This window comes from Streptomyces incanus (genome assembly GCF_042656345.1).
Taxonomy (GTDB): Bacteria; Actinomycetota; Actinomycetes; order Streptomycetales; family Streptomycetaceae; genus Streptomyces; species Streptomyces incanus.
Genome location: NZ_JBHSPC010000051.1, coordinates 1 through 23,842, shown reverse-complemented (window position 1 = coordinate 23,842; position 23,842 = coordinate 1). Strand labels below are relative to the sequence as shown.

20 protein-coding genes are annotated in these 23,842 nt (G+C 66.5%); 9 read left to right on the top strand and 11 right to left on the bottom strand.

Translation table 11 applies throughout. The features are described from left to right. Window positions 1-5: 5 nt before the first annotated feature. The 7 genes from gyrA to dnaA all read right to left on the bottom strand — a co-directional run bounded on the left by gyrA (window position 6) and on the right by dnaA (window position 12,337). Window positions 6-2,597, bottom strand: a complete 2,592-nt coding sequence (gyrA, locus tag ACFP2V_RS19230) for a DNA gyrase subunit A (RefSeq protein WP_381213570.1) — start codon at window positions 2,595-2,597, stop codon at window positions 6-8. Between the two features lie 42 nt (window positions 2,598-2,639). Further along, the gene (gene gyrB, locus ACFP2V_RS19225) at window positions 2,640-4,700 is read right to left on the bottom strand and encodes a DNA topoisomerase (ATP-hydrolyzing) subunit B (RefSeq protein WP_381213567.1); all 2,061 of its coding nucleotides are present in this window, start codon (window positions 4,698-4,700) and stop codon (window positions 2,640-2,642) included. Window positions 4,701-5,155: 455 nt separating this feature from the next. Further along, complete coding sequence (locus ACFP2V_RS19220; protein ID WP_381213564.1) at window positions 5,156-5,710, bottom strand: DciA family protein; 555 nt, start codon at window positions 5,708-5,710, stop codon at window positions 5,156-5,158. Continuing rightward, window positions 5,707-6,828 carry a DNA replication/repair protein RecF gene (gene recF / locus ACFP2V_RS19215; protein ID WP_381213561.1) on the bottom strand — a complete coding sequence of 374 codons (1,122 nt, stop codon included), beginning with the start codon at window positions 6,826-6,828 and terminating at the stop codon, window positions 5,707-5,709. Before recF ends, ACFP2V_RS19220 begins: the two co-directional genes overlap by 4 nt. Window positions 6,829-6,957: 129 nt before the next feature. Next, entirely contained in the window at window positions 6,958-7,833 is an 876-nt protein-coding gene (gene gnd / locus ACFP2V_RS19210) for a phosphogluconate dehydrogenase (NAD(+)-dependent, decarboxylating) (protein ID WP_381213558.1), read from the bottom strand. A 282-nt stretch (window positions 7,834-8,115) separates the two neighbouring features. Continuing rightward, the gene (gene dnaN / locus ACFP2V_RS19205) at window positions 8,116-9,246 is read right to left on the bottom strand and encodes a DNA polymerase III subunit beta (RefSeq protein WP_381213555.1); all 1,131 of its coding nucleotides are present in this window, start codon (window positions 9,244-9,246) and stop codon (window positions 8,116-8,118) included. A 1,144-nt stretch (window positions 9,247-10,390) separates the two neighbouring features. Further along, window positions 10,391-12,337, bottom strand: a complete 1,947-nt coding sequence (gene dnaA / locus ACFP2V_RS19200; protein WP_381213552.1) for a chromosomal replication initiator protein DnaA — start codon at window positions 12,335-12,337, stop codon at window positions 10,391-10,393. Between the two features lie 381 nt (window positions 12,338-12,718). On the opposite strand from dnaA, the gene rpmH reads away from it, so the two are divergent. From rpmH to ACFP2V_RS19155, 9 genes are all read left to right on the top strand, one after another. Further along, window positions 12,719-12,856, top strand: coding sequence for a 50S ribosomal protein L34 (gene rpmH, locus ACFP2V_RS19195; RefSeq protein WP_030215407.1), 138 nt, complete (start codon window positions 12,719-12,721; stop codon window positions 12,854-12,856). Window positions 12,857-12,877: 21 nt separating this feature from the next. Next, window positions 12,878-13,249 carry a ribonuclease P protein component gene (rnpA, locus tag ACFP2V_RS19190; RefSeq protein WP_381213548.1) on the top strand — a complete coding sequence of 124 codons (372 nt, stop codon included), beginning with the start codon at window positions 12,878-12,880 and terminating at the stop codon, window positions 13,247-13,249. Beyond that, a complete protein-coding gene (gene yidD, locus ACFP2V_RS19185) occupies window positions 13,246-13,617 on the top strand; it encodes a membrane protein insertion efficiency factor YidD (RefSeq protein WP_381213546.1) in 372 nt (123 codons plus the stop codon). The genes rnpA and yidD overlap by 4 nt, the downstream gene beginning before the upstream one ends. Before the next feature lie 3 nt (window positions 13,618-13,620). Then, complete coding sequence (yidC, locus tag ACFP2V_RS19180; RefSeq protein WP_381213543.1) at window positions 13,621-14,892, top strand: membrane protein insertase YidC; 1,272 nt, start codon at window positions 13,621-13,623, stop codon at window positions 14,890-14,892. Window positions 14,893-14,907: 15 nt separating this feature from the next. Continuing rightward, window positions 14,908-15,420, top strand: coding sequence for a Jag family protein (locus ACFP2V_RS19175; RefSeq protein ID WP_055595877.1), 513 nt, complete (start codon window positions 14,908-14,910; stop codon window positions 15,418-15,420). Between the two features lie 115 nt (window positions 15,421-15,535). Then, window positions 15,536-16,255: a 16S rRNA (guanine(527)-N(7))-methyltransferase RsmG gene (rsmG, locus tag ACFP2V_RS19170; protein ID WP_381213538.1), complete on the top strand. Its 720-nt coding sequence runs from the start codon at window positions 15,536-15,538 to the stop codon at window positions 16,253-16,255. Between the two features lie 344 nt (window positions 16,256-16,599). After that, window positions 16,600-17,676, top strand: coding sequence for a ParA family protein (locus tag ACFP2V_RS19165; protein ID WP_381213654.1), 1,077 nt, complete (start codon window positions 16,600-16,602; stop codon window positions 17,674-17,676). After that, window positions 17,673-18,773 (top strand): ParB/RepB/Spo0J family partition protein, encoded by a 1,101-nt coding sequence (locus tag ACFP2V_RS19160; RefSeq protein WP_381213535.1) that lies wholly within the window; start codon window positions 17,673-17,675, stop codon window positions 18,771-18,773. The genes ACFP2V_RS19165 and ACFP2V_RS19160 overlap by 4 nt, the downstream gene beginning before the upstream one ends. Window positions 18,774-19,101: 328 nt before the next feature. Next, entirely contained in the window at window positions 19,102-19,719 is a 618-nt protein-coding gene (locus ACFP2V_RS19155) for a GNAT family N-acetyltransferase (protein WP_381213532.1), read from the top strand. Between the two features lie 160 nt (window positions 19,720-19,879). Here ACFP2V_RS19155 and trxA read toward each other — a convergent pair whose 3' ends face one another. The 4 genes from trxA to sigM all read right to left on the bottom strand — a co-directional run bounded on the left by trxA (window position 19,880) and on the right by sigM (window position 23,087). Beyond that, entirely contained in the window at window positions 19,880-20,212 is a 333-nt protein-coding gene (gene trxA / locus ACFP2V_RS19150; protein ID WP_042163195.1) for a thioredoxin, read from the bottom strand. A gap of 41 nt (window positions 20,213-20,253) precedes the next feature. Continuing rightward, window positions 20,254-21,222, bottom strand: a complete 969-nt coding sequence (trxB, locus tag ACFP2V_RS19145; RefSeq protein WP_381213528.1) for a thioredoxin-disulfide reductase — start codon at window positions 21,220-21,222, stop codon at window positions 20,254-20,256. Window positions 21,223-21,420: 198 nt separating this feature from the next. After that, on the bottom strand, window positions 21,421-22,365 hold the full coding sequence (locus ACFP2V_RS19140) for an anti-sigma factor family protein (RefSeq protein ID WP_381213525.1): 945 nt from the start codon (window positions 22,363-22,365) through the stop codon (window positions 21,421-21,423). Further along, entirely contained in the window at window positions 22,362-23,087 is a 726-nt protein-coding gene (gene sigM, locus ACFP2V_RS19135; RefSeq protein WP_381213522.1) for an RNA polymerase sigma factor SigM, read from the bottom strand. Before sigM ends, ACFP2V_RS19140 begins: the two co-directional genes overlap by 4 nt. Window positions 23,088-23,842 lie beyond the last annotated feature (755 nt).

Below are 23,842 nucleotides of genomic sequence, written 5' to 3'. Positions count from 1 at the left end.
TCGTGCTACTCGGACGAGGGCGCCTCACCCTCGTCCGTGCCGGTGGTCACGGCACCTTCATCGGTCTCGTCCACGGCCACGTCGCCGTCGACTTCCTCCGCCTCGCGTCCCGCCTCGGCGTTACGGGCGATGCCCACCACGGCATCGCGCTTGCCCAGATTGATCAGTTGGACGCCCATGGTGTCACGGCCCGTCTCCCTGACCCCGCTGACTCGCGTACGAATCACACCGCCCGACAGCGTGATGGCGAGGATCTCGTCGGTCTCCTCGACCACCAGCGCACCGACGAGAGTTCCACGATCCTCGACGATCTTGGCGGCCTTGATACCGAGGCCGCCACGACCCTGGACGCGGTACTCGTCGACAGCGGTCCGCTTCGCGTACCCGCCGTCTGTGGCAGTGAACACGAACGTACCGGGTCGAACAACATTCATCGAGAGCAGTTCGTCCCCTTCGCGGAAACTCATGCCCTTTACGCCTGAAGTCGCACGGCCCATGGGCCGCAAAGTCTCATCCGTCGCGGTGAACCTGATCGACTGCGCCTTCTTGCTGATCAGTAGTAGATCATCTTCTGGCGAGACAAGTTCGGCCCCGATCAGTTCGTCGTCGGAACCGTCCTCCTGCTCCCGCAGGTTGATCGCGATCACACCGCCCGAGCGCGGCGAATCGTAATCCTTCAGCGACGTCTTCTTCACCAGGCCGGCCTTGGTGGCAAGAACCAGGTAGGGCGCCGCCTCGTAGTCACGGATCGCGAGGATCTGGGCGATCGCCTCGTCCGGCTGGAAGGCCAGCAGGTTCGCCACGTGCTGGCCGCGCGCGTCCCGGCCGGCGTCGGGCAGCTCGTATGCCTTCGCCCGGTAGACCCGGCCCTTGTTGGTGAAGAACAGCAGCCAGTGGTGCGTGGTGGACACGAAGAAGTGGTTGACGATGTCGTCTTCCTTGAGCTTCGCGCCCCGTACACCCTTGCCGCCACGCTTCTGGGCCCGGTAGTCGTCGGTCTTGGTGCGCTTGATGTAGCCACCGCGCGTGACCGTGACGACGATGTCCTCCTCGGCGATCAGGTCCTCGATGGACATGTCGCCCTCATAGGGGATCAACTTCGTTTTGCGGTCTTCCCCGTACTTTTCGACGAGCGCGGCCAGTTCCGCGCTGACGATCCCGCGCTGGCGGACCGGGGAGGCGAGGATCTCGTTGTACTCGTTGATCTTCGCCTGAAGTTCGTCGTGCTCCTGGACGATCTTCTGGCGTTCCAGTGCCGCCAGCCGGCGCAGCTGCATCTCCAGGATCGCGTTGGCCTGGATCTCGTCGATCTCCAGGAGGCCCATCAGGCCCCCGCGCGCGATCTCCACGGTGTCGCTGCGCCGGATCAGCGCGATGACCTCGTCGATGGCGTCCAGGGCCTTCAGCAGGCCACGCAGGATGTGTGCGCGCTCCTCGGCCTTGCGCAGCCTGAAGCGCGTACGGCGGACGATGACCTCGATCTGGTGGTTCACCCAGTGGCGGATGAACGCGTCCAGGGAGAGCGTGCGCGGCACGCCGTCGACCAGCGCCAGCATGTTGGCGCCGAAGTTGGTCTGCAGGTCGGTGTGCTTGTAGAGGTTGTTCAGGACGACCTTGGCGACCGCGTCCCGCTTGAGCACGATGACCAGGCGCTGGCCGGTGCGGGACGACGTCTCGTCACGGACGTCCGCGATACCGCCGACCTTGCCGTCCTTCACCAGGTCGGCGATCTTCTGCGCGAGGTTGTCGGGGTTGGTCTGGTAGGGCAGCTCGGTGACCACCAAACACTGGCGGTTCTGGATCTCCTCGACCTCGACCACCGCACGCATGGTGATCGACCCGCGGCCCGTCCGGTACGCCTCCTCGATGCCACTGCGGCCCACCACGAGGGCACCGGTGGGGAAGTCGGGGCCCTTGATGCGCTCGAGGAGTGCGTCGAGCAGTTCCTCGTTCGACGACTCGTGGTGTTCCAGGTACCACTGGGCGCCGGCCGCGACCTCGCGCAGGTTGTGCGGCGGGATGTTGGTCGCCATGCCGACCGCGATACCGGCCGATCCGTTGATCAGCAGGTTCGGGAAGCGGGCCGGCAGGACGGTCGGCTCCTGGGAGCGGCCGTCGTAGTTGTCCTTGAAGTCGACGGTTTCCTCGTCGATGTCGCGGACCATCTCCATCGACAGCGGCGCCATCTTGCACTCGGTGTACCGCATGGCCGCCGCGGGGTCGTTGCCCGGGGAGCCGAAGTTGCCGTTGGAGTCCACCAGCGGCATCCGCATCGACCACGGCTGCGCGAGGCGGACCAGCGCGTCGTAGATCGAGGAGTCGCCGTGCGGGTGGTAGTTGCCCATGACGTCGCCGACGACACGTGCGCACTTGTAGAAACCGCGCTCGGGCCGGTAGCCGCCGTCGTACATGGCGTACAGCACGCGGCGGTGAACGGGCTTGAGCCCGTCACGGACGTCCGGCAGCGCACGCGAGACGATGACGGACATCGCGTAGTCGAGGTACGAACGCTGCATCTCCGTCTCGAGCCCGACGGGCTCGACGCGCATGACGATGCCGTTCTCTTCGGACGTGACGGGGGTGTTCTCGTCGGTCATTGCTGGTGAAGATCCTTCCTGATGCGGTCAGCTGAGACCGACTCAGATGTCGAGGAAGCGGACGTCCTTGGCGTTGCGCTGGATGAACTGGCGGCGCGCCTCCACGTCCTCGCCCATGAGGACGGAGAACAGGTCGTCGGCCTGCGCGGCGTCGTCCAGGGTGACCTGGCCGAGAACGCGGTGCTCCTGGTCCATCGTGGTGATGCGCAGTTCCTCGGCGTTCATCTCGCCGAGACCCTTGAAGCGCTGGACGGAGTCCTCACGGATGCGCTTGCCGGCCTGACGGCCCAGCTCGATCAGCGCGTCGCGCTCGCGGTCGGAGTACGCGTACTCGAAGTCCTCCCGGCCCCACTTGATCTTGTAGAGCGGAGGACGGGAGAGGAACACGTGCCCGGCCTCGACCAGCGGCCGCATGAAACGGAACAGGAACGTCAGCAGCAGGGTGTTGATGTGCTGGCCGTCGACGTCGGCGTCCGCCATCAGGATGATCTTGTGATAGCGGAGCCTCTCGATGTCGAAGTCCTCGTGCACACCGGTGCCGAACGCGGAGATCATCGCCTGGATCTCCTGGTTCTGCAGGATCCGGTCGATGCGCGCCTTCTCGACGTTGAGGATCTTGCCCCGGATCGGGAGGATCGCCTGGTACTGCGGGTTCCGGCCGGACTTGGCCGAGCCGCCGGCGGAGTCGCCCTCGACGATGAAGATCTCGCACTTGGTGGGGTCGTTCGACTGGCAGTCCGAGAGCTTGCCCGGCAGGGACGCCGACTCCAGCAGGCCCTTGCGGCGGGTCAGGTCGCGGGCCTTGCGGGCCGCCACACGCGCGGTGGCCGCCGCGATGCCCTTGCGGACGATGTCCGCGGCCTCGTTGGGGTTGCGGTCCAGCCAGTCCGCCAGGTGCTCGTAGATGACCTTCTGGACGAAGGTCTTCACCTCGGTGTTGCCCAGCTTGGTCTTGGTCTGGCCCTCGAACTGGGGCTCGCTCAGCTTGACCGAGATGATCGCGGTCAGACCCTCGCGGATGTCGTCGCCCGTGAGGTTGTCGTCCTTCTCCCGCAGCAGCTTCTTGTCGCGCGCGTACTTGTTGATGAGCGAGGTCATCGCCGCGCGGAAGCCCTCTTCGTGCGTACCACCCTCATGGGTGTGGATGATGTTGGCGAAGGAGTAGACGCCCTCGGTGTAGCCACTGTTCCACTGCATGGCGACCTCGAGGGACAGGAGCTTCTCCTTGTCCTCGGCCTCGAGGTCGATCACGGTGGGGTGCACCACGTCGCCCTTGCGGGAGTTGAGGTACTTCACGAAGTCGACGATGCCGCCCTCGTAGCAGTACGAGACGGCCTTGACCTCGTGCTTCTCGTCCTCGCCCGCCTCGTCCGCCCCGGCGGTGGCCTTCGCCGACTCGCGCTCGTCGGAGAGGTTGATCCGCAGGCCCTTGTTGAGGAACGCCATCTCCTGGAAACGCCGCGAAAGCGTCTCGAAGGAGTACTCGGTGGTCTCGAAGATGTCCGCGTCGGCCCAGAAGGTGACCGTGGTCCCGGTCTCCTCCGTAGCCTCCTGCTGGACCAGCGGGGCCGTGGGGACGCCCATCTTGTAGTCCTGCGTCCAGCGGTGGCCGTCACGCTTGATCTCGACGGAGATCCTGCTCGACAGGGCGTTCACCACGGAGACACCGACGCCGTGCAGGCCGCCGGAGACCGCGTAGCCGCCGCCGCCGAACTTGCCGCCCGCGTGCAGTACGGTCAGCACGACCTCGACGGCCGGCTTGTTCTCCGAAGGGACGATGTCCACCGGGATGCCCCGGCCGTTGTCGACGACCCGGACACCGCCGTCGGCCAGGATCGTCACATCGATCGTGTCCGCGTGCCCGGCCAGCGCCTCGTCGACGGAGTTGTCGACAACTTCCTGCACCAGGTGGTGCAGCCCTCGTTCACCGGTCGAACCGATGTACATACCGGGTCGCTTGCGGACCGCGTCCAGGCCCTCGAGGACGGTGATGGCACTGGCGTCGTACGAAGCGGTGATCTCGCCGCTGAGGGCGGGCGCCTCGTTCTTCACGCCGGTGTCGGTGGACGGGATGTTCTCGTTGGGGTTGCCGGAATCGGCCACGAAGCGCCCTTTCTGGCACACCACGAGCCAGGCTCGGCGGCGGGTTGCCGGAGCGGCTGCGGCATGTTGCGTTGGTAAGCCTTGATCAGCGTTGCTCAGCTTTTCCCGGGCGGTCCCCACGATCGGGGCGGGATTGCTTCCAGTCTACCGGTAGCTCGGACATCGATGGGGGTTTGCCGGTGCCTGAGTCCGCACGTGCCGCCCTCAACCGGTCTCACCCGACTCCCGATATACGGATGGGGGCTCCAAGAGGCTCACGAGGGCACCTAGCGCTTCCGGCCATCAACCCTTTGCTACTTACGAGTCAGGTGCCGATCCGGCACCCCGGCCGAAGGTCCGACGAAAGGGGCACCGACGGACCGAACGCACCCCTGGAAGCCCATGATGTGACGTCGGTCACCCTCCTGTGGAAGGTCTGGAACAGGGCCCCGACCATGGCTCGGAAAAGGTCTCGGTCACCCGTAGGTGTCGCCGGGACCGGTGCTTCCGGGGGCGCGCAGCGGGCCGTAGCGGCGGGCCGGACCACCCGGTCCGTTGACCTTGATCAGCGTCACCGTGCCGTGGCCCAGGTCCTCGTTCAGCCGGGCGACCAGAGTCGGGGCGAGCAGCCGCAGATTCGTCGCCCACGCGGTGGAGTCGCAGCGCACGACCAGCACCCGCTCGTCCTCGTCGTAACGCTCCGGCTCACAGTGCTTGGCCACGTCCGCACCGACGATCTCGGACCAGCGCCCCATCACACCGCCGACCGCGGCCGGGGCCTCCCAGCCGCGCTCGGCGAGCAACCGGTTGATCGCCGAGCCGAGGGCCATGGGATCGCGCCGGTCCCCGCGCGCGCCCGAGCGCAGGCCACCGCGCCGCGCCTGCTTCTTCTGCTGCGCCACGTCCCCACGCGCGCGAGCCGCCTCCTTGGCCGCGCGCAACGCCACACGAGCGAGGTCGACACCCGAGGGCTCAGGGGTCGCCTTCCGAGCGTCTCCGGGGGCGCCGTCGGGCCTGCCCGGCTCGCTCATGCCCGTTCCACCGTCCCCTCGGCCACCGCGAACCGCGTCCCCGACAGCACATGGGGGACATCGTCATCGACCGCCGCCGTCACCAGCACCTGCTCGCCGGGCGCGACCAGCTCGGCGAGGCGCTCACGACGGCGGGCGTCCAGCTCGGCGAAGACGTCGTCGAGGACCAGCACCGGCTCGTTGCCCTCGGCGCGCAACAGGTCGTAGGAGGCCAGGCGCAGTGCCAGCGCATAGGACCAGGACTCGCCGTGGGAGGCGTAGCCCTTGGCCGGCATCCGGCCGAGATTGAGCAGCAGATCGTCGCGGTGCGGGCCGACCAGGGTGACGCCCCGCTCGACCTCCTGCTTGCGCGCCTCGGCGAGCGCGGCCGACAACTGTTCGAACAGGTCCTCGCGCGTGTGCGCCTCGCCGGGTGCCGACGACTTGTACTCCAGGGCGACGGGGCCGCCCCCCGGCGCGAGCTGTTCGTACGCCTTGTCGGCGAGTGGCTGGATCGCGGCGATCAGATCCAGTCGCCGGGCCAGCAGTTCGGCACCCGCACGCGCGAGGTGCTGGTCCCAGACGTCGAGGGTGGACAGGTCCATGGTGCGCCCGCCGTGGCGACGGGCCAGCGCCGCGGACTTCAGCAGCGTGTTGCGCTGCTTGAGAACACGGTCGTAGTCGGAGCGGACACCGGCCATACGCGGGGAGCGGGCGGTGATCAGCTCGTCCAGGAACCGACGCCGCTCGCCGGGATCACCCTTGACCAGGGCGAGGTCCTCGGGCGCGAACAGGACGGTGCGGACGATCCCCAGCACGTCCCGGGGCCTGACCTGCGAGGACCTGTTGATCCGGGCGCGGTTGGCGCGGCCCGGGTTCAGCTCCAGCTCGACGAGCTGCTGCCGCTCGCCCTGGCGGACCTGGGCCCGGATGATCGCGCGGTCGGCTCCCATGCGGACCAGCGGGGTGTCGGAGGAGACACGGTGGCTGCCGAGGGTGGCGAGATAGCCGACCGCCTCGACGAGATTCGTCTTGCCCTGCCCATTGGGGCCGACGAAGGCCGTGACCCCCGGGTCGAGCGGGACCTCGACCCGGGGATAGGACCGGAAATCGGCCAGCGACAGATGCGTGACGTGCATGGTCGTTCACCGACCTTCCCCGGCGTTGTGGACCGTCGTGCGGTCCTGTGGACTGCAAGCTCCCCGGAGCTGCCCCGACCGCTCGGGCTGTGGCCGCTCCGGCTGCTTCGTGGATTGCTTCTCCGTGGATTACTTCTTCTCGACCGCGTGGCCGCCGAACTGGTTGCGCAGCGCCGCGATCATCTTCATCTGCGGCGACTCCTCCTGACGGGAGGAGAACCGCGCGAACAGCGACGCGGTGATCGCCGGCAGCGGGACCGCGTTGTCGATCGCGGCCTCCACGGTCCAGCGTCCCTCACCGGAGTCCTGCGCGTACCCCCGGAGGCTCTCCAGGTGCTCGTCCTCGTGCAGCGCGTTCACCGCGAGGTCGAGCAGCCAGGAGCGGATGACCGTGCCCTCCTGCCAGGAGCGGAAGACCTCCCGGACATCGGTCACCGAGTCGACCTTCTCCAGGAGCTCCCAGCCCTCGGCATAGGCCTGCATCATCGCGTACTCGATGCCGTTGTGGACCATCTTCGCGAAGTGGCCGGCGCCGACCTTGCCGGCGTGCACCGAGCCGAAGTCGCCCTCCGGCTTCAGGGCGTCGAAGACCGGCTGCACCTTGGCGACGTGCTCCTTGTCGCCGCCGTACATCAGCGCGTAGCCGTTCTCCAGGCCCCAGACACCGCCGGAGACCCCGCAGTCGACGAAACCTATGCCCTTGGCCGCCAGCTCCTCGGCGTGCTTCTCGTCGTCCGTCCAGCGGGAGTTGCCGCCGTCCACGACGACGTCGCCGGGCTGCAGCAGCGCGGCAAGTTCGTCGATGGTCGACTGGGTGGCCTCGCCCGCCGGGACCATCACCCAGACCACGCGCGGGCCCTCGAGCTTGCCCACAAGTTCTTCCAGGCTGTGGACATCGGCGAGGTCCGGATTGCGGTCGTATCCGAGAACGGTGTGGCCCGCGCGGCGAATCCGCTCGCGCATGTTGCCGCCCATCTTGCCGAGGCCGACGAGACCGAGCTCCATCAGTTGTGTTCCTTAGGTTGCGACGTGGCATGGCGGCACGAGCGTGCCGCGGCACTTACGTACCGACCCGACCCTAAACCCGGGCGCTCACGCACATCTGTGGGCATACGCGCTCATACGCACGCCCTCACCTGCGGTTTCACCAACGCCGGCCGACCAGTCGTCTTCCGCCGCTTCCGGGCCCGGCACGATCCGGTACACACTCACGGTCCGGTGTCCGGGCCCGGAAGGCTGTGCCCGCCTGTGGACCGATGCGGGCGGTCGTGGACGGGCGGGGCGAGGTCAGCCGCTGAGCCGCACCGGCATGATCAGATACTTGTAGGCGTCGTCCGCCTCCGCGTCCACCGCGGGCCTGCCGCTGAGCAGCGCGGGCTTGGTGGACGTGGTGAACGACAGCTGGGCCACCGGGGAGTCGATGGCGCTCAGGCCGTCCAGCAGGAACGTGGGGTTGAAGGCGATCGAGATGTCGTCGCCCTCCAGCTGGGCGTCGACCCTTTCCACAGCCTGTGCGTCGTCGCTGGAACCGGCCTCCAGGATGAGCACACCCTGCTCGAAGCTCAGCCGCACCGGCGTGTTGCGCTCGGCGACCAGAGCCACACGCTTGACGGCCTCCACGAAGGGGGCGGTCTCGATGACGGCGACGCTGTTGAACTCGGTCGGGAACAGCGTGCGGTACTTCGGGAGGTCACCCTCCAGCAGCCGCGTGGTGGTGCGTCGGCCCGCGCCTTCGAAGCCGATCAGACCCTCGCCCGCACCCGAGCCGGACAGCGCCAGGATCACCTGGTCGCCGCTGGTCAGTGCCTTGGCGGTGTCAAGAAGCGTCTTGGCGGGCACCAGGGCGACCGCCGAGGCCTCCGGGTTCTCCGGCTTCCACAGGAACTCGCGGACCGCGAAGCGGTAGCGGTCGGTGGAGGCCAGCGTCACCGTGTCGCCCTCGATCTCGATGCGGACACCGGTCAGGACGGGCAGGGTGTCGTCGCGGCCCGCCGCGATGGCGACCTGTTGCACGGCGGACGCGAAGACCTCACCGGGCACCGTGCCCGTCGCGTTCGGCATCTGCGGCAGGGCCGGGTACTCCTCCACCGGCAGGGTGTGGAGCGTGAACCGCGAGGAGCCGCAGACCACCGTCGCCCGTACACCGTCTGTGGAAATCTCCACCGGCCGGTTGGGGAGAGCGCGGCAGATGTCGGCGAGCAGTCGGCCCGAGACGAGCACCGTGCCCTCCTCCTCGACCTCCGTCTCCACCGAGACCCGCGCGGAGACCTCGTAGTCGAAGCTGGACAGGCTCAGCTGTCCCGACCCGGCCTTCAGCAGCAGGCCTGCGAGGACCGGCGCCGGCGGACGGGCCGGGAGGCTGCGTGCCGCCCACGCCACTGCCTCCGCGAGTACGTCGCGTTCCACCCGGATCTTCACCGTAAGCCGCCTCCTGCTGTTGCCGGCGTTCTCGCGCCCTGCTTCGCCTTCGTCATCTGACTCGGTGTGCTCGGCCTCTGGGAGGGGCAAGGACACCGGGAACAGTCTGACGCACAGCACTGACAGTAGGTGCCCCTCGGGGTCAAGTCGTGACGAGGGGCAGTCGGCGTAGAAGCGGCGAGTTGTGCACAGGGCCCTCTTCGAAACGGATTCCTCACTCTCTCTAGTTGGGAGTAGTAGTAGGGCCTGTGGATACCGTGGATAACCTCGTTTTCCCAGCTCAGGGCCTAGATTTTGTCCACTGGCCCTGTGGGCGGAGCCGGTGGACAACTCGGGGTGTCTGTGGAGAACAGAAAGTTCTGCACACTCCGTACACAGGGGGGGCCGAGTTCTCCCCAGCTCTGTCCCCAGGTTTTCCGGTCTTTCCCACAGGCCCCCGCGGCACCTTGGTGTGACGCCTTTCACTCGCCCCGGTGAGGGGACGCGTGACGTTGCCGAACAGTGGACAGGCGTGTGGAGAAGCGGATGATCGCTGGGGACAACCGGTCTCTGCCTGTGGGTTACCAGTGGAAAACTTTGTCCACAGCCTGTGGATCACCGTTTTGTCCACAGCCTGTGGAGATCGCTTGTCCACTAATCCACAACCGGTTGACCTGGCCCGATGGTGTCCCATCGGGCGGCCCTGTGGACAGGATCGGGACAACTTCGCGGTCCCCAGGATGTGGACGGAAAAAACTTGCCGAATCTGTGGAGGAAGGCCGTAACCCGGTGCCGAAATGGAACAGCGGACGAGACCTCGAGGACGACCGGGGGTGACCGGGGGCCGACGCGAGGACGGTGGGGGACGGCTGAGGGGCGAGTCCCGGCGAGTCCCGGCGGCTCCTGAAGGCCCCCGAAGGTCCTTCTGGGGTCCGCCGGCGAGCGGGCCGGTGAGTCGGCGGGCGTACGAGGAAGGGCGTCCCCGGATGTGGTCCGGGGACGCCCTTCCTGGGTGTCTGACGGCTCTGAGGGGGGCCGAGCCTGCCCGAGGGCGAGGGGCAGGGACAGCTGTGGGCGGGCGCTGTATCCCCCTCGTACCCGCGACGGATGGCCTGTCACCGGCCCCTTGTCATGGGTGCCTGCCAGTCACGGGCGCTGTGAGGCCTCAGCCGGCCTTGATGCGGTTGGTGAGTTCGGTGACCTGGTTGTAGATGGAGCGCCGCTCCGCCATCAGATTGCGGATCTTCCGGTCCGCGTGCATCACCGTCGTGTGGTCGCGGCCGCCGAACAGTGCGCCGATCTTCGGCAACGACAGGTCGGTCAGCTCGCGGCACAGGTACATCGCGATCTGCCGCGCGGTCACCAGCGCGCGTCCGCGCGAGGTGCCGCACAGGTCCTCGACCGTGAGCCCGAAGTAGTCGGCGGTCGCGCCCATGATGGCCGTCGAGGTGATCTCCGGTGCGGAGTCGTCTCCGCCGGGCATCAGGTCCTTCAGGACGATCTCGGTGAGCCCGAGGTCCACCGGCTGCCGGTTGAGCGAGGCGAAGGCCGTCACCCTGATCAGCGCGCCCTCCAGCTCACGGATGTTCCGCGAGATCCGGGAGGCGATGAACTCCAGTACCTCCGGCGGGGCGTTGAGCTGTTCCTGCACCGCCTTCTTGCGCAGGATCGCGATCCGCGTCTCCAGTTCCGGCGGCTGGACGTCAGTGATCAGACCCCACTCGAAACGGTTCCGCAGCCGGTCCTCCAGCGTCACCAGTTGCTTGGGCGGCCGGTCACTGGAGAGCACGATCTGCTTGTTGGCGTTGTGCAGCGTGTTGAAGGTGTGGAAGAACTCCTCCTGCGTCGACTCCTTGTCCGCGAGGAACTGGATGTCGTCGACCAGCAGGATGTCCATCTCCCGGTACCGCTTGCGGAAGCTGTCGCCCTTGCCGTCGCGGATGGAGTTGATGAACTCGTTGGTGAACTCCTCCGAGCTCACGTACCGCACCCGGGTGCCGGGATAGAGACTGCGCGCGTAGTGCCCGATCGCGTGCAGCAGGTGCGTCTTGCCGAGTCCGGACTCCCCGTAGATGAAGAGGGGGTTGTACGCCTTCGCGGGCGCCTCCGCCACCGCCACCGCCGCCGCGTGCGCGAAGCGGTTGGAGGCGCCGATGACGAACGTGTCGAAGAGGTACTTCGGGTTCAGCCGCGCGGTCGGCTCACCGGGGCCGGTCGCCGGCGCGGGCTGCGCGGCCAACGGGCCAGGTGCACCGCTGGCGGGCAGGTTCGGGCCGACGGGGCCGCCACGGTGGACGTGGCCCGCGCCGGAGGGAGGCTCCGGCAGCTCGCGGCGGACTACGTTGCGCTGGTCGTAGTCGCCGCGCTCGTAGTCCTTGCGGTCGTATTCGCCGCGGTCGTACTCCGCGCGTGCTGTCTCGTAGTCGGAGCGCTGCTGGTCGTAGGAGGGGCGTTCCATCGGCTGCGGACGGTAGTCCTGCGAGGGCGCGCCACCGTAGCCGCCCTGGGAGCCGTACGTCTCCTGGGACGGCGAGGCGTACGGGTCACGGTCCGGGAATCCGAGGCGCTGCTGCTGCCAGCTGTACTCGTCCTTTGCCGGGCGAGGCCAGGAGCCGGGCTCCGGGCGCTGGTACTCCGAGGGATAGGCCGGGCGGGCGGTGGGGAGTTGGTCGCCGGGCGGTCCGGGATGCTGGTCGGCGCGGCGTCGGCCGTAGCCCTCGTACTGCTCGTGCTCCTGGCGGTCCTGCCTGTCCGGACGGTCCTGGCGCTCGGGCGGGAGTTGGGATTCCTCGTAGCGCGGCTGAGGGCGGGGGGCGAGCGGGGCCGGAGGCTCTCCCGCGGAGTCGTCGACGGTGATGGCGATACGGATGGGGCGCCCGCACTCGCGGCTCAGGCTCTCGCTGACGACCGGTGCCAGGCGGCCCTCCAGCACGCCCTTGGCGAACTCGTTCGGCACGGCGAGCAGGGCGGTGTCGGCGACCAGCGCCAGCGGCTGGCAGCGCCGGATCCAGTGTTCGTCCTTCCCCTCCACTCCCTGGCCCCGGCCCTCACCGAGGAGCTGCTCCAATACGCGTGGCCACACTGCGGCAAGATCGGCAGGTACATCAGCCACAGGGCACGCTCTCTCACAGGTCCCTCGAAGCAGGTGGTTCAGGGACGGGATTGGATCGGTTCTCAAAGGGGTGCTGGAGGGACAAAGGAACGAATCGGAGTCCAGCCACGGTAGTCAGGGCGGCCGGTACGGTTCAAGTTATTGTCCCCAGCCTGTGGACAAGTGTCTCCCGGCGACGGCTGGTTTGACCTAATGGCGCAGCCGCGCGTACCGTGACGAGGTCGAGTTGTCGATGGCTGCTGCCGCCTGCCTCCGATGGGCACAGATCGCGCAAGATGATCGGTCAGCGGTGCACTCGGGCGTAACGCGAGCTACTCGTGGGCGCACGGTGACAGCCAGGACGGCACCCCGCAATCTACGAACTCTTTCTGGAGCCCCCGAGTGAGCAAGCGCACCTTCCAGCCGAACAACCGTCGCCGCGCCAAGACCCACGGCTTCCGGCTGCGTATGCGCACCCGTGCCGGCCGCGCGATTCTCGCGTCCCGCCGTGGCAAGGGTCGCACCCGTCTGTCCGCCTGATCCTGATCAGGTCATGACGTCGTGCTGCCTACCGAGAACCGGCTGAGGCGGCGCGAGGACTTCGCGACCGCGGTACGACGGGGACGCCGGGCCGGACGTCAGCACCTCGTCGTACACCTACGCAGCGGTGTCACGGACCCGCATGCGTCTGGGGAGAACGCTGCCCCGACGCGTGCGGGTTTCGTCGTCAGCAAGGCGGTGGGTGGCGCGGTCGTGCGGAACAGGGTGAAGCGCAGACTTCGCCACCTGATGCGCGATCGAGTCGACCTGCTGCCCCCCGGTAGCCTGGTAGTCGTACGAGCGTTGCCCGGAGCGGGGGACGCCAACCATGCACAACTGGCCCAAGACCTGGATGCCGCTCTTCAGCGGTTGCTGGGAGGGGGCATGCGATGAAGTACCCGCTGCTGGTTCTGATCAAGCTCTATCAGTGGACGATCAGTCCCCTGCTCGGGCCTGTATGCAAGTACTACCCGTCGTGTTCCCACTACGGCTACACGGCCATCGACCGGCACGGTGCCATCAAGGGCACAGCACTCACGGCCTGGCGCATCCTGCGGTGCAATCCGTGGTCGCTGGGCGGCGTGGACCATGTCCCGCCGCGCAAGCGCCCACGGTGGTACGAAATGCTGCGTAACGCCTGGCGTGCACGCAAGGGCGGGCCCGCCTCCGCCGAACCGGCCACCGAAGGACGGACCCCTCCCATGAGTCCGAGTCCTTCGAGCCCGGCCGCAGAGATCTCGCCCCATGCCCAAGGAGCATGATTAGTGGACACGATTGCCAGCCTCTTCAGCTTCATCACGACACCTGTCTCCTGGGTTATCGTCCAGTTCCACAGCGTGTACGGGGCCATCTTCGGCCCTGACACCGGGTGGGCCTGGGGCCTGTCCATCGTGTCCCTGGTGATCTTGATCCGTATCTGCCTGATCCCGCTCTTCGTGAAGCAGATCAAGGCGACACGCGCGATGCAGACGCTCCAGCCGGAGATGAAGAAGATCCAGGAGCGCTACAAGAACGACAAGCAGCGCCAGTCCGAAGAGATGATGAAGCTGTACAAGGATGCGGGCACCAACCCGCTCTCCTCGTGTCTTCCCATCCTGGCGCAGTCCCCGTTCTTCTTCGCCCTGTACCGCGTGCTCAACAGCATCGCGTCCAATGACACCGTCGGCGTGATCAACGCGCATCTGCTGGAAAGCGCGCAGAAGGCACACATCTTCGGTGCCCCGCTCGCGGCGAAGTTCACGGACAACTCGGACAAGCTCGAGGCCCTCAACGCCTCCCTGACCGATGTACGCGTCGTCACGGCGCTCATGATCGTGCTGATGTCGCTGTCGCAGTTCTATACGCAGCGCCAGCTGATGACGAAGAACGTCGACACCACGGTGAAGACGCCGTTCATGCAGCAGCAGAAGATGTTGATGTACGTCTTCCCCGTCATCTTCGCCGTCTTCGGTATCAACTTCCCCGTCGGTGTCCTCGTCTACTGGCTGACCACCAACGTGTGGACCATGGGCCAGCAGATGTACGTCATCCACAACAACCCGACGCCGGGTTCCAAGGCGCAGGCCTCGTACCTGGAGCGCCTCTCCAAGCACGTCACCCACCACGGCAAGACCCGTAACCGCCGTGAGCGTGCCACCGTCAAGGCCATCGTCGCCAAGGGCCGGGACCGCAACGAGTACGAGCGCAAGTTCATCAACGGTCTGAACAAGGCGGGTCTCGCGGCCCAGGCCGACGGTGCGGTGACCAAGGGCGACGCCACGGCCGCCGCTCAGGCGGAGGACGGTTCCACGACCACGGCTCAGGCCGCGAAGCGGCAGCAGCCCAAGCGGCAGAGCAAGTCCCAGCGCCAGGGCGGTGCGGCGAAGACAGCCGGTGAGTCCCTCTCGCTGACCAAGGCCGAGGAGCCCCAGGACGACGTCAAGCCCGCCGCCGCTGCCAAGAAGGGCAACGCGAAGCCCGGCGGAAGCACCCGCAGCAAGGCCCAGTCCGGACAGCGCAAGGGTCCGCAGCGGCCCAAGTCCTCGTCCAAGAAGTAAGAAGGAGTCCATCCCGTGACGGAAGGCACCACCTCCGCCGCTGCCGAGGGCGCAGACACCCTGACCCGCCTGGAGCAGGAAGGCGAGATCGCAGCGGACTACCTGGAGGGTCTGCTCGACATCGCCGACCTCGACGGTGACATCGACATGGACGTCGAGGCCGACCGTGCCTCTGTCTCGATCATCAGCGATTCGTCCGGCCGTGACCTGCAGAAGCTGGTCGGTCGTGACGGCGAGGTGCTCGAAGCGCTCCAGGAGCTCACGCGTCTGGCCGTGCACCGCGAGACCGGTGACCGCAGCCGGCTGATGCTCGACATCGCGGGGTACCGCGCCAAGAAGCGGGCAGAGTTGTCCGAGCTCGGCGCGAAGGCCGCTGCCGAGGCCAGGAGCAGCGGTGAGCCCGTGAAGCTCGACCCGATGACGCCGTTCGAGCGCAAGGTCGTGCACGACGCGGTCAAGGCTGCCGGCCTGAGCAGTGAGTCCGAGGGTGAGGAGCCGCAGCGCTTCGTCGTCGTGCTTCCCGCCTGAACGGTTCCGCATTCCACCGGCCCCGTCTGTTGCGCAGACGGGGCCGAATTTTGTCAGCCTGATAGTTCTGTGGTGTCGGCCGGTGGGCCGGCACGGTACGGAAGGACGGTCCCCCGTGACGGAGGCAGCGGAGCTTCCCCCCGCGCCCGAGCAGGCCCGTGAGGTGTTCGGTGATCGTTTCGCGGACGCGGTGCGTTACGCGGAACTACTTGCTGAGACGGGCGTGCAGCGTGGTCTGATTGGTCCGCGGGAGGTGCCCCGACTGTGGGAGCGGCATCTGCTGAACTGCGCGGTGCTCTCAGAGGTCGTCCCCGAGGGTGTGACGGTGTGCGATGTCGGCTCGGGTGCCGGTCTGCCGGGCATTCCCTTGGCGCTGGTCCGGGAGGACCTCAAGATCACGCTGCTGGAACCGCTGCTGCGGCGTACCACCTTCCTGACCGAAGTCGTGGAGCTGCTGGGCCTGGATCATGTGACGGTCGTCCGTGGACGGGCCGAAGAGGTCATGGGAACGCTGCCTCCGGTCCATGTGGTGACCGCGCGGGCCGTGGCGCCGCTCGACCGTCTCGCCACATGGGGCATTCCCCTGCTACGGCCCTACGGGGAGATGCTCGCACTCAAGGGCGACGCCGCCGAGGAGGAGCTGAAGAGCGCCACCGCTGCTCTGAACAAGCTCGGTGCAGTAGCGACGTCGGTCGTGCATGTGGGTGAGGGCGTAGTGGATCCGATGTCCACAGTCGTGCGCGTCGAGGTCGGGGAAAGTCCCGGAGGCGTGCGCTTCGCGGCGAAGCGAGCGAAGGCCGCTCGCACGGGGCGTGTGCGGCGCCGACGCGGATAACGGGTTCGCGCATCCTGTGGCAGGACGGCTGGCAGGCAGGCATACGCTCTGAGGGGTCAGACGTACTCCACACAAGCTGCCGAACCTCCACGTTCCGGAGTGTCGTGCCAGTGCGAGCCTGGCTGCTGTGCATCGTGTTTCACGTGAAACGTCGCTCCCTGCTGCACGGCATCATCAGTCGCGGTCGCGTCGCGGCCGAACCCCGCGACCGTAAGCCTCTCGGTTCACTCGGAGAGGGTTCTGTTCCCGACGAGAGTTCGCCCCCCTCAGGGGGCACGGAGTTGTCCACAGAGGTGGTTTTCTCCACAGAACGTAAGGCCTCGCTGGTTCACGACCCCGAAGACATGGGAGGCTCTGTTCATTGCGAGCCTGAAGTCGAGGAGAGTGAATCCTTGCGGTCCGACGCCAACATCGCGGGACCGATGACCGATCCGGTCCCCGGTCCCCGTACCGAATCGATGGGGGCGGATGTTTCACGTGAAACACCGCCTCCGATGGACGACACTCCCATCGGTCGTGCTGCCCAGGTGGCGGTGGACGCGCTGGGCCGCGCAGGTGAGGGCCTGCCGCGGCCTGAGCGGACACGCCTCATGGTGGTTGCCAACCAGAAAGGTGGCGTGGGCAAGACGACGACGACCGTCAACCTTGCCGCGTCACTCGCGCTCCATGGCGCTCGGGTCCTGGTGATCGACCTCGATCCTCAGGGCAACGCATCCACGGCCCTGGGGATCGACCACCACGCTGAAGTTCCTTCCATCTATGACGTGTTGGTCGAGAGCAGGCCGCTGGCAGAAGTGGTCCAGCCGGTCCCCGACGTGGAGGGTCTTTTCTGTGCACCCGCCACGATCGATCTTGCCGGTGCGGAGATCGAGCTGGTGTCCCTGGTGGCACGGGAGAGTCGGCTGCAGCGTGCGATCCAAGCCTACGAGCAGCCCTTGGACTACATCCTCATCGACTGCCCCCCGTCGCTCGGCCTGCTGACAGTCAATGCGATGGTGGCAGGTCAGGAGGTCCTGATCCCGATTCAGTGCGAGTACTACGCGCTGGAAGGCCTGGGGCAGCTGCTCCGCAATGTCGATCTGGTGCGGGGGCACCTCAACCCCTCCCTGCATGTATCGACGATCCTGCTCACCATGTACGACGGTCGGACGCGGCTCGCGTCCCAGGTCGCGGACGAGGTGCGAAGTCACTTCGGTGAAGAGGTGCTGCGGACGAGCATTCCCCGTTCCGTACGCATCTCGGAGGCACCGAGTTACGGACAGACGGTACTGACCTACGATCCTGGATCGAGTGGGGCCCTCTCCTACCTTGAGGCGGCACGAGAGATCGCGTTGAGGGGTGTAGGCGTCAGCTACGACGCATCGAACGCGCACATCGGCGCACAGCAGAACGATCCGAGCATGGTGGAGGGCGTCCAGTGAGTGAGCGACGGAGAGGGTTGGGTCGTGGTCTCGGCGCACTGATCCCTGCTGCCCCGACAGAGAAAATGGTCGCCCCGGCCATGACGGGAGGTGCTGCTTCCGCGTCTTCCGCCAGCCCATCGGTGGCGCCGAACGAGCGCGGGGTGGCCGCCGCGAAGCTGGCCGCGTTGTCCTCTGTTCCACGTGAAACAGAGGGGCCCTCGGCGCAAGGTGCGGCGGAGACTCCCATGCCTCCCCTGGGGGCACATTTCGCTGAGATCCCCATCGAGTCCATCAAGCCGAACCCGCGTCAGCCCCGCGCGGTCTTCGACGAGGACGCACTGGCAGAGCTTGTCACGTCCATCAAGGAGGTCGGCCTCCTCCAGCCCGTTGTCGTACGGCAGGTCGGGCCGGCGCACTACGAGCTCATCATGGGTGAGCGCCGCTGGCGGGCCTGCCGCCTGGCGGGGCTCGAGGCGATCCCGGCGATCGTCCGGGCCACGGAGGACGAGAAACTCCTTCTGGACGCCCTTCTGGAGAACCTGCACCGGGCCCAGTTGAACCCGTTGGAAGAGGCAGCCGCCTACGACCAGCTGCTCAAGGACTTCAACTGCACCCACGATCAGCTGGCGGACCGCATCGGCCGCTCCCGCCCGCAGGTGTCCAACACCCTGCGTCTGCTGAAGCTCTCGCCGAGGGTCCAGAGCCGGGTGGCTGCGGGAGTGCTTTCCGCCGGACATGCGCGGGCCCTGCTCTCTGTCGAGGACTCTGAGGAACAGGACAGGCTGGCCCATCGGATCGTGGCTGAAGGGCTCTCGGTAAGAGCCGTCGAGGAGATCGTCACGCTGATGGGGCCTGGGCCTCAGAAGGCGCCGCGGTCCAAGGGCCCGCGGGCGGGCGCACTGGTGTCGCCGGCGTTGTCCGATCTGGCCACCCGTCTTTCGGATCGCTTCGAGACGCGGGTGAAGGTCGACCTGGGGCAGAAGAAGGGCAAGATCACCGTCGAGTTCGCTTCCATGGAGGATCTCGAACGCATTCTCGGCACGCTCGCTCCCGATGAGGGGCCGGTTCTGCAGAAGAGCCTTGTGGACGACGATGCCATAGAGGACGATTCCTGAGACATCGGCTCGTTCAGCCGAACAGTCGACCAAGGGCGGATCATGTCCGGTATGTGCCGGAACATGGTCCGCCCTTTGCTTTTTGTCGGTATCGACGGAATCGCTTCGTGGATACGATGCGTTGAAATACGAGGTGTATCCACCGGCAGTACCTTTGATTCTCTGAGCGCAAGGCAGGGGCCATGCGAATGATGAACCGCACCGGACTGGTGAGTACAGGGCTGGCGATTGCTGTCTTCGGTGGGTTCATCGGCAGCCTGCTCAAGGAGCGACAGGCTCTGAAAGCCGTCCGTGAGGCGGCAGGCGAAGGAAGCGAGGAGCAGGCTTCATGGGACGTCGGCTCGTACCGCTCACGCTGGACAACCTTCAGGACCTTCCCCAGCACTGTCGCTCGTGCGTCTTCTGGGAGCTTGATCCCGTCAGTGGTGAGGCAGCGGTAAAGGCGGGTACGTCAGCGGTCGAGAAGGAGTCGTGGATCTCCGCTGTCCTCCTGGACTGGGGGTCGTGCGGAAGAATCGTCTATGTGGATGACGTCCCCGTGGGTTTCGTTCTCTATGCCCCGCCCGCCTACGTGCCGCGTGCCACGGCCTTTCCCACGAGCCCTGTGTCGCCCGATGCAGTGCAGTTGATGACCGCGTTCATCGTGCCGGGCTACCAGGGTCAAGGGCTGGGGAGGGTGATGGTGCAGACGGTGGCGAAGGATCTACTGCGTCGCGGGTTCAAAGCGATCGAAGCCTTTGGTGACACGCGCTGGAAGGCGCCGGCCTGTGTGCTGCCCGCTGATCATCTACTGGCAGTAGGGTTCAAGACGGTCCGTCAGCACCCCGCGTATCCCCGGCTCAGGCTGGAACTGCGGACGACGCTGTCGTGGAAGGACGACGTCGAGATGGCGTTGGACCGTCTGCTCGGCGCCGTGCAGAAGGAACCGGCATTGCGCCCCCTTTGAACCAGGTGATGCTGACCCATCTGGAGTTGATGCCCCGAGTCCGGACCGACGAGTTCGGTACCTGCGAGGCCGGGGCGCCTCGTGCGAATGGGCCGACCCATGAGGGTCGGCCCATTCGTGTTTCACGTGAAACATGTGCCGCCCGTGAGGCGGCCGGCGATCATTCGGCGATGAAGTCCTCGAGGTCGCGGACGATCGCGGCCTTCGGCTTGGCACCGACGATGGTCTTGGCGACCTCGCCACCCTGATAGACGTTCAGGGTCGGGATGGACATGACGCCGTACTTGGCGGCCGTACCCGGGTTCTCGTCGATGTTCAGCTTGACGACCTCGATCTTGTCGCCGTACTCCGCGGCAATCGCCTCGAGGGAAGGGGCGATCTGGCGGCACGGACCGCACCAGGCGGCCCAGAAGTCCACCAGGACAGGCTTGTCGTTCTTGAGGACGTCCTCGTCGAAGGAATCGTCCGTCACGTTCTTCAGGGTGCCGGCCACGGCGGGCTCCTTAACTGGTTGATGCGTGGGGCGGGTGAGGGTCAGACAGTGGTCTTCTCGGGCTCGGCCTTCTTCTCGTCGGCGAGAGCGGCAAGGAACCTCTCGGCGTCGAGGGCGGCGGCACAGCCCGTACCGGCCGCGGTGATCGCCTGGCGGTAGGTGTGGTCGACCACGTCACCGGCACCGAACACACCGGTGAGGTTCGTACGCGTCGACGGCGCCTCAACCTTCAGGTAGCCCTCGTCGTCCAGCTCCAGCTGGCTCTTGAAGAGCTCCGTACGAGGGTCGTGCCCGATCGCGATGAACAGACCGGTCACCGCCAGGTCTGAAAGCTCGCTGGTCTTGACGTTCCGCAGCTTCAGACCTGAAAGCTTCTGGTCACCCTGGACCTCGGCGACCTCGCTGTCCCAGATGAACGAGATCTTTGGGTCGGCGATGGCACGTTCCTGCATCGCCTTCGAGGCCCGCAGGGTGTCGCGGCGGTGGACGATCGTGACGGACTTGGCGAACCGCGAGAGGAAGGTGGCCTCCTCCATCGCGGTATCACCGCCGCCGATCACGGCGATGTCCTGGTCCTTGAAGAAGAAGCCGTCACACGTGGCACACCAGGAGACACCGCGGCCGGAGAGGGCGTCCTCGTTCGGCAGACCGAGCTTGCGGTGCTGCGAACCGGTGGTGACGATGACGGCCTTCGTCTTGTGGACCGTGCCCGCTGTGTCCGTGACGGTCTTGATCTCGCCGGTCAGGTCAACGGAGACCACGTCGTCCGGAATAAGCTCGGCACCAAAGCGCTCCGCCTGGGCGCGCATGTTGTCCATGAGTTCGGGGCCCATGATGCCGTCCTGGAAGCCCGGGAAGTTTTCGACATCGGTCGTGTTCATCAGCGCGCCACCGGCGGTGACGGCGCCCTCGAACACCAGAGGCTTAAGCGACGCACGGGCGGTGTAAAGCGCCGCGGTGTAGCCGGCAGGCCCCGAACCGATGATGATCACGTTACGGACGTCGCTCACAGCTTGATTCCTCGTCTCTGATCTGTGTCATCCGACCGGTGGGAGCTTCTGTCGGAACTCTCACCTCACCCAACGGATCCTAAGGGGCGCGCATTCCCGCTGTGCCCGAGCACACGGACGTGACCCTCGGACGGGCGCGGGAAGATACACACCGTACGAGATATCACACAGGATGCGGGCGAAGCGTCGCGTCGGCACTCAGTCGCGTGTGTAGCCATGCTCCAGCAGAACCTTTGCCGTGGAGGCAGAGGAGGGATCGGCGACACAAGCGGCATCGACGATGTAGGCGGTCACCCGGGTGTCGTCGGAGGCGTCGGGAAGTACCACCAGCAGAGCCCCTCGCCCCTCGTAGGTGCCTTTCTCCGTGACGAGGGCGGCGTCGTCACGGCCGATCCCTTTACGGATGCATTCCGGGACCGTGACCTTGAGCACCCTGGGGCTGGCAGCGGTCCCGGATGCCGATTCCAGCCCGAAGGGCTGCGGGCTGCGGGAGGAGCCGATCTTCATCCGGCTCTGTGCGAGCAGATCGGAGACCTGCTTCTCCAGCTTTCCCTCGGAGAAGGTGTCCGCGGCAGCCGTCTGACGACCGTCCCCCTTGACCTCGTTCTGGGACGAGAGGAATACGGTGCCGAGCCCCAGAGCCGCGACGGTGAACACCGTTCCCAGCACTGCGGCCCTGTGTCGTCCACGCTGCACGCGGCCCTTGCGCCCCGGGCCGGTGGTAGAGGGGCGAGGGCGTCCAGCAGGGCGGCCCGCCGACGCTGGTGCTTCACGCGGTACCGATGTTTCACGTGAAACATGCGCGCGATCGTCGTCGGACAGGGCAGGGGAAGCGCCGACGGGTTTTATGTCGACCGATTCTGTGATGTCTCTGGGCTCCGGCACTGTGGCATGGAGCAGAGCTTCTGCGGCGAGCGCGGCGTCGATACGGCTCGCCACCTCGGCCGGCATGCGGGGCGGCCCCGGCATGGTGCCGAGCAGCCCCTGGATCTCCTCCAGTGAGGCATGGACGTCCGCGCAGAGCTCGCACTCATCCAGATGCCTGCGCACAGCGATGTCCCGGGCGGGCGGCAGAAGTCCCTCGGTGAGATCGGAGATCTCCTCGACGTCCGGGTGCTCCGTCATGTCTGTCGTCGAGGTCACGTTCGCCCACCTCCGCCCTTCACTGCCGCTGGGTCACTCGATCCTGTATCCGGCGAACCCGCTCGACGCGGTCCCGCTGCGGGTGGGACGGATGCCCCCTGCGTCCGGTTCCGTTCCTCGTCCCGTTTCCTGCCGTCACCGCTGCCGTCCGGTCGTAGGTGGCGCAGAAGAGGCAGGAGTCTGACTCTGCCCCGGGCGCAGCGGCTCTTCACCGTGCCGATGGGCACGTCGAGGATGCGGGCGGCCTCGGCCACCGGATAGCCCTGCATGTCCACGAGGATGAGCGCCGCCCGCTGATCGGGCGGTAACGTCCCCATCGCTTCGATGAGCTGGCGGTGCAGATCGTTCCGTTCTGCAGGAGCCGAAGCGGACTCGTGGGGCTCCAGCAGTTGCTCCAGGCGCTCCGTGTCATCGATAGGAGAGGTCTTCCGGGATGCCGCCTTGCGCGCACGGTCCAGACAGGCGTTCACCGTGATCCGGTGCAGCCATGTCGTGACGGCCGACTGGCCGCGGAAGGTGTGAGCGGCACGGTAGGCAGATACAAGGGCATCCTGAACCGCGTCAGCGGCTTCCTCCCGGTCCCCCAGTGTCCGGAGGGCAACGGCCCAGAGCCGGTCGCGATGACGGTGCACGAGCTCACCGAAGGCGTCCTTGTCCCCTGAGACATGGGATGCCAGGAGTTCGGCGTCTGAGCGATCGGCTCGGCGCGACTCATTGTCCACACAGATTCCCCGCGTCCTTGGGGAGGCAGCCGTGACACTGCTGCCCAACTCGTAATCCTGGCCGACAGAATGGCACACAGTGGGTCGGGATGTAACGGGGTAGGGAGAGATCCGCCCTACACTGCGCCAATTTCCCATGGCGAGCAGATCCACCCAAAAGTGTCGACGAAGGCATGCCGTGGCCGGTAAGCGAGAGTTCTTTTATTTTTGCAAGTAAAGATCAACTGCGGATATTTTTTGCCCCGCTGGTCGGTTCCTTTCAGGTTCCGACCTTTTGTTGCATGTGTGAATATTTTTGTGGGGAGGGGGAATGAGGCGCCGTGTCATCGCTGCGGCCGTGACTGTCTCTGCAGCATTTCTCGCGCTGCTGCCGTCCACTGCTTCGGCGGCCACGTACAGTAACCGCCCGAGTGGTAGTCGTTGCCTGGTGCTCTACTGCAACACGGGACGAGTGGGTTCGAAGGCGGCCTTCACCAGCTCCGCTTCAAATTTCGCCGGGTATGCCTTCCTGAGCTCGGGCAGCGGTCAGGAGCAGGCGCTGAAGAGCGATGCGGCCTCTGCCTCGCTTCTCACTTACCCGACCAACGACGTCAAACGCTGCGGTGTTCTTCAATAGTGGTTACGGCGGCGCCTGCGACTTCCTTTACGGGTATGACGACGGGTCGTTCAATGATGTGAAGCAGCTGGGACCCACCTGCAACAACAACGCTTCCTTCTGCTTCACCGGTGGCGGACCGACACGGCAGCTGTAGTTC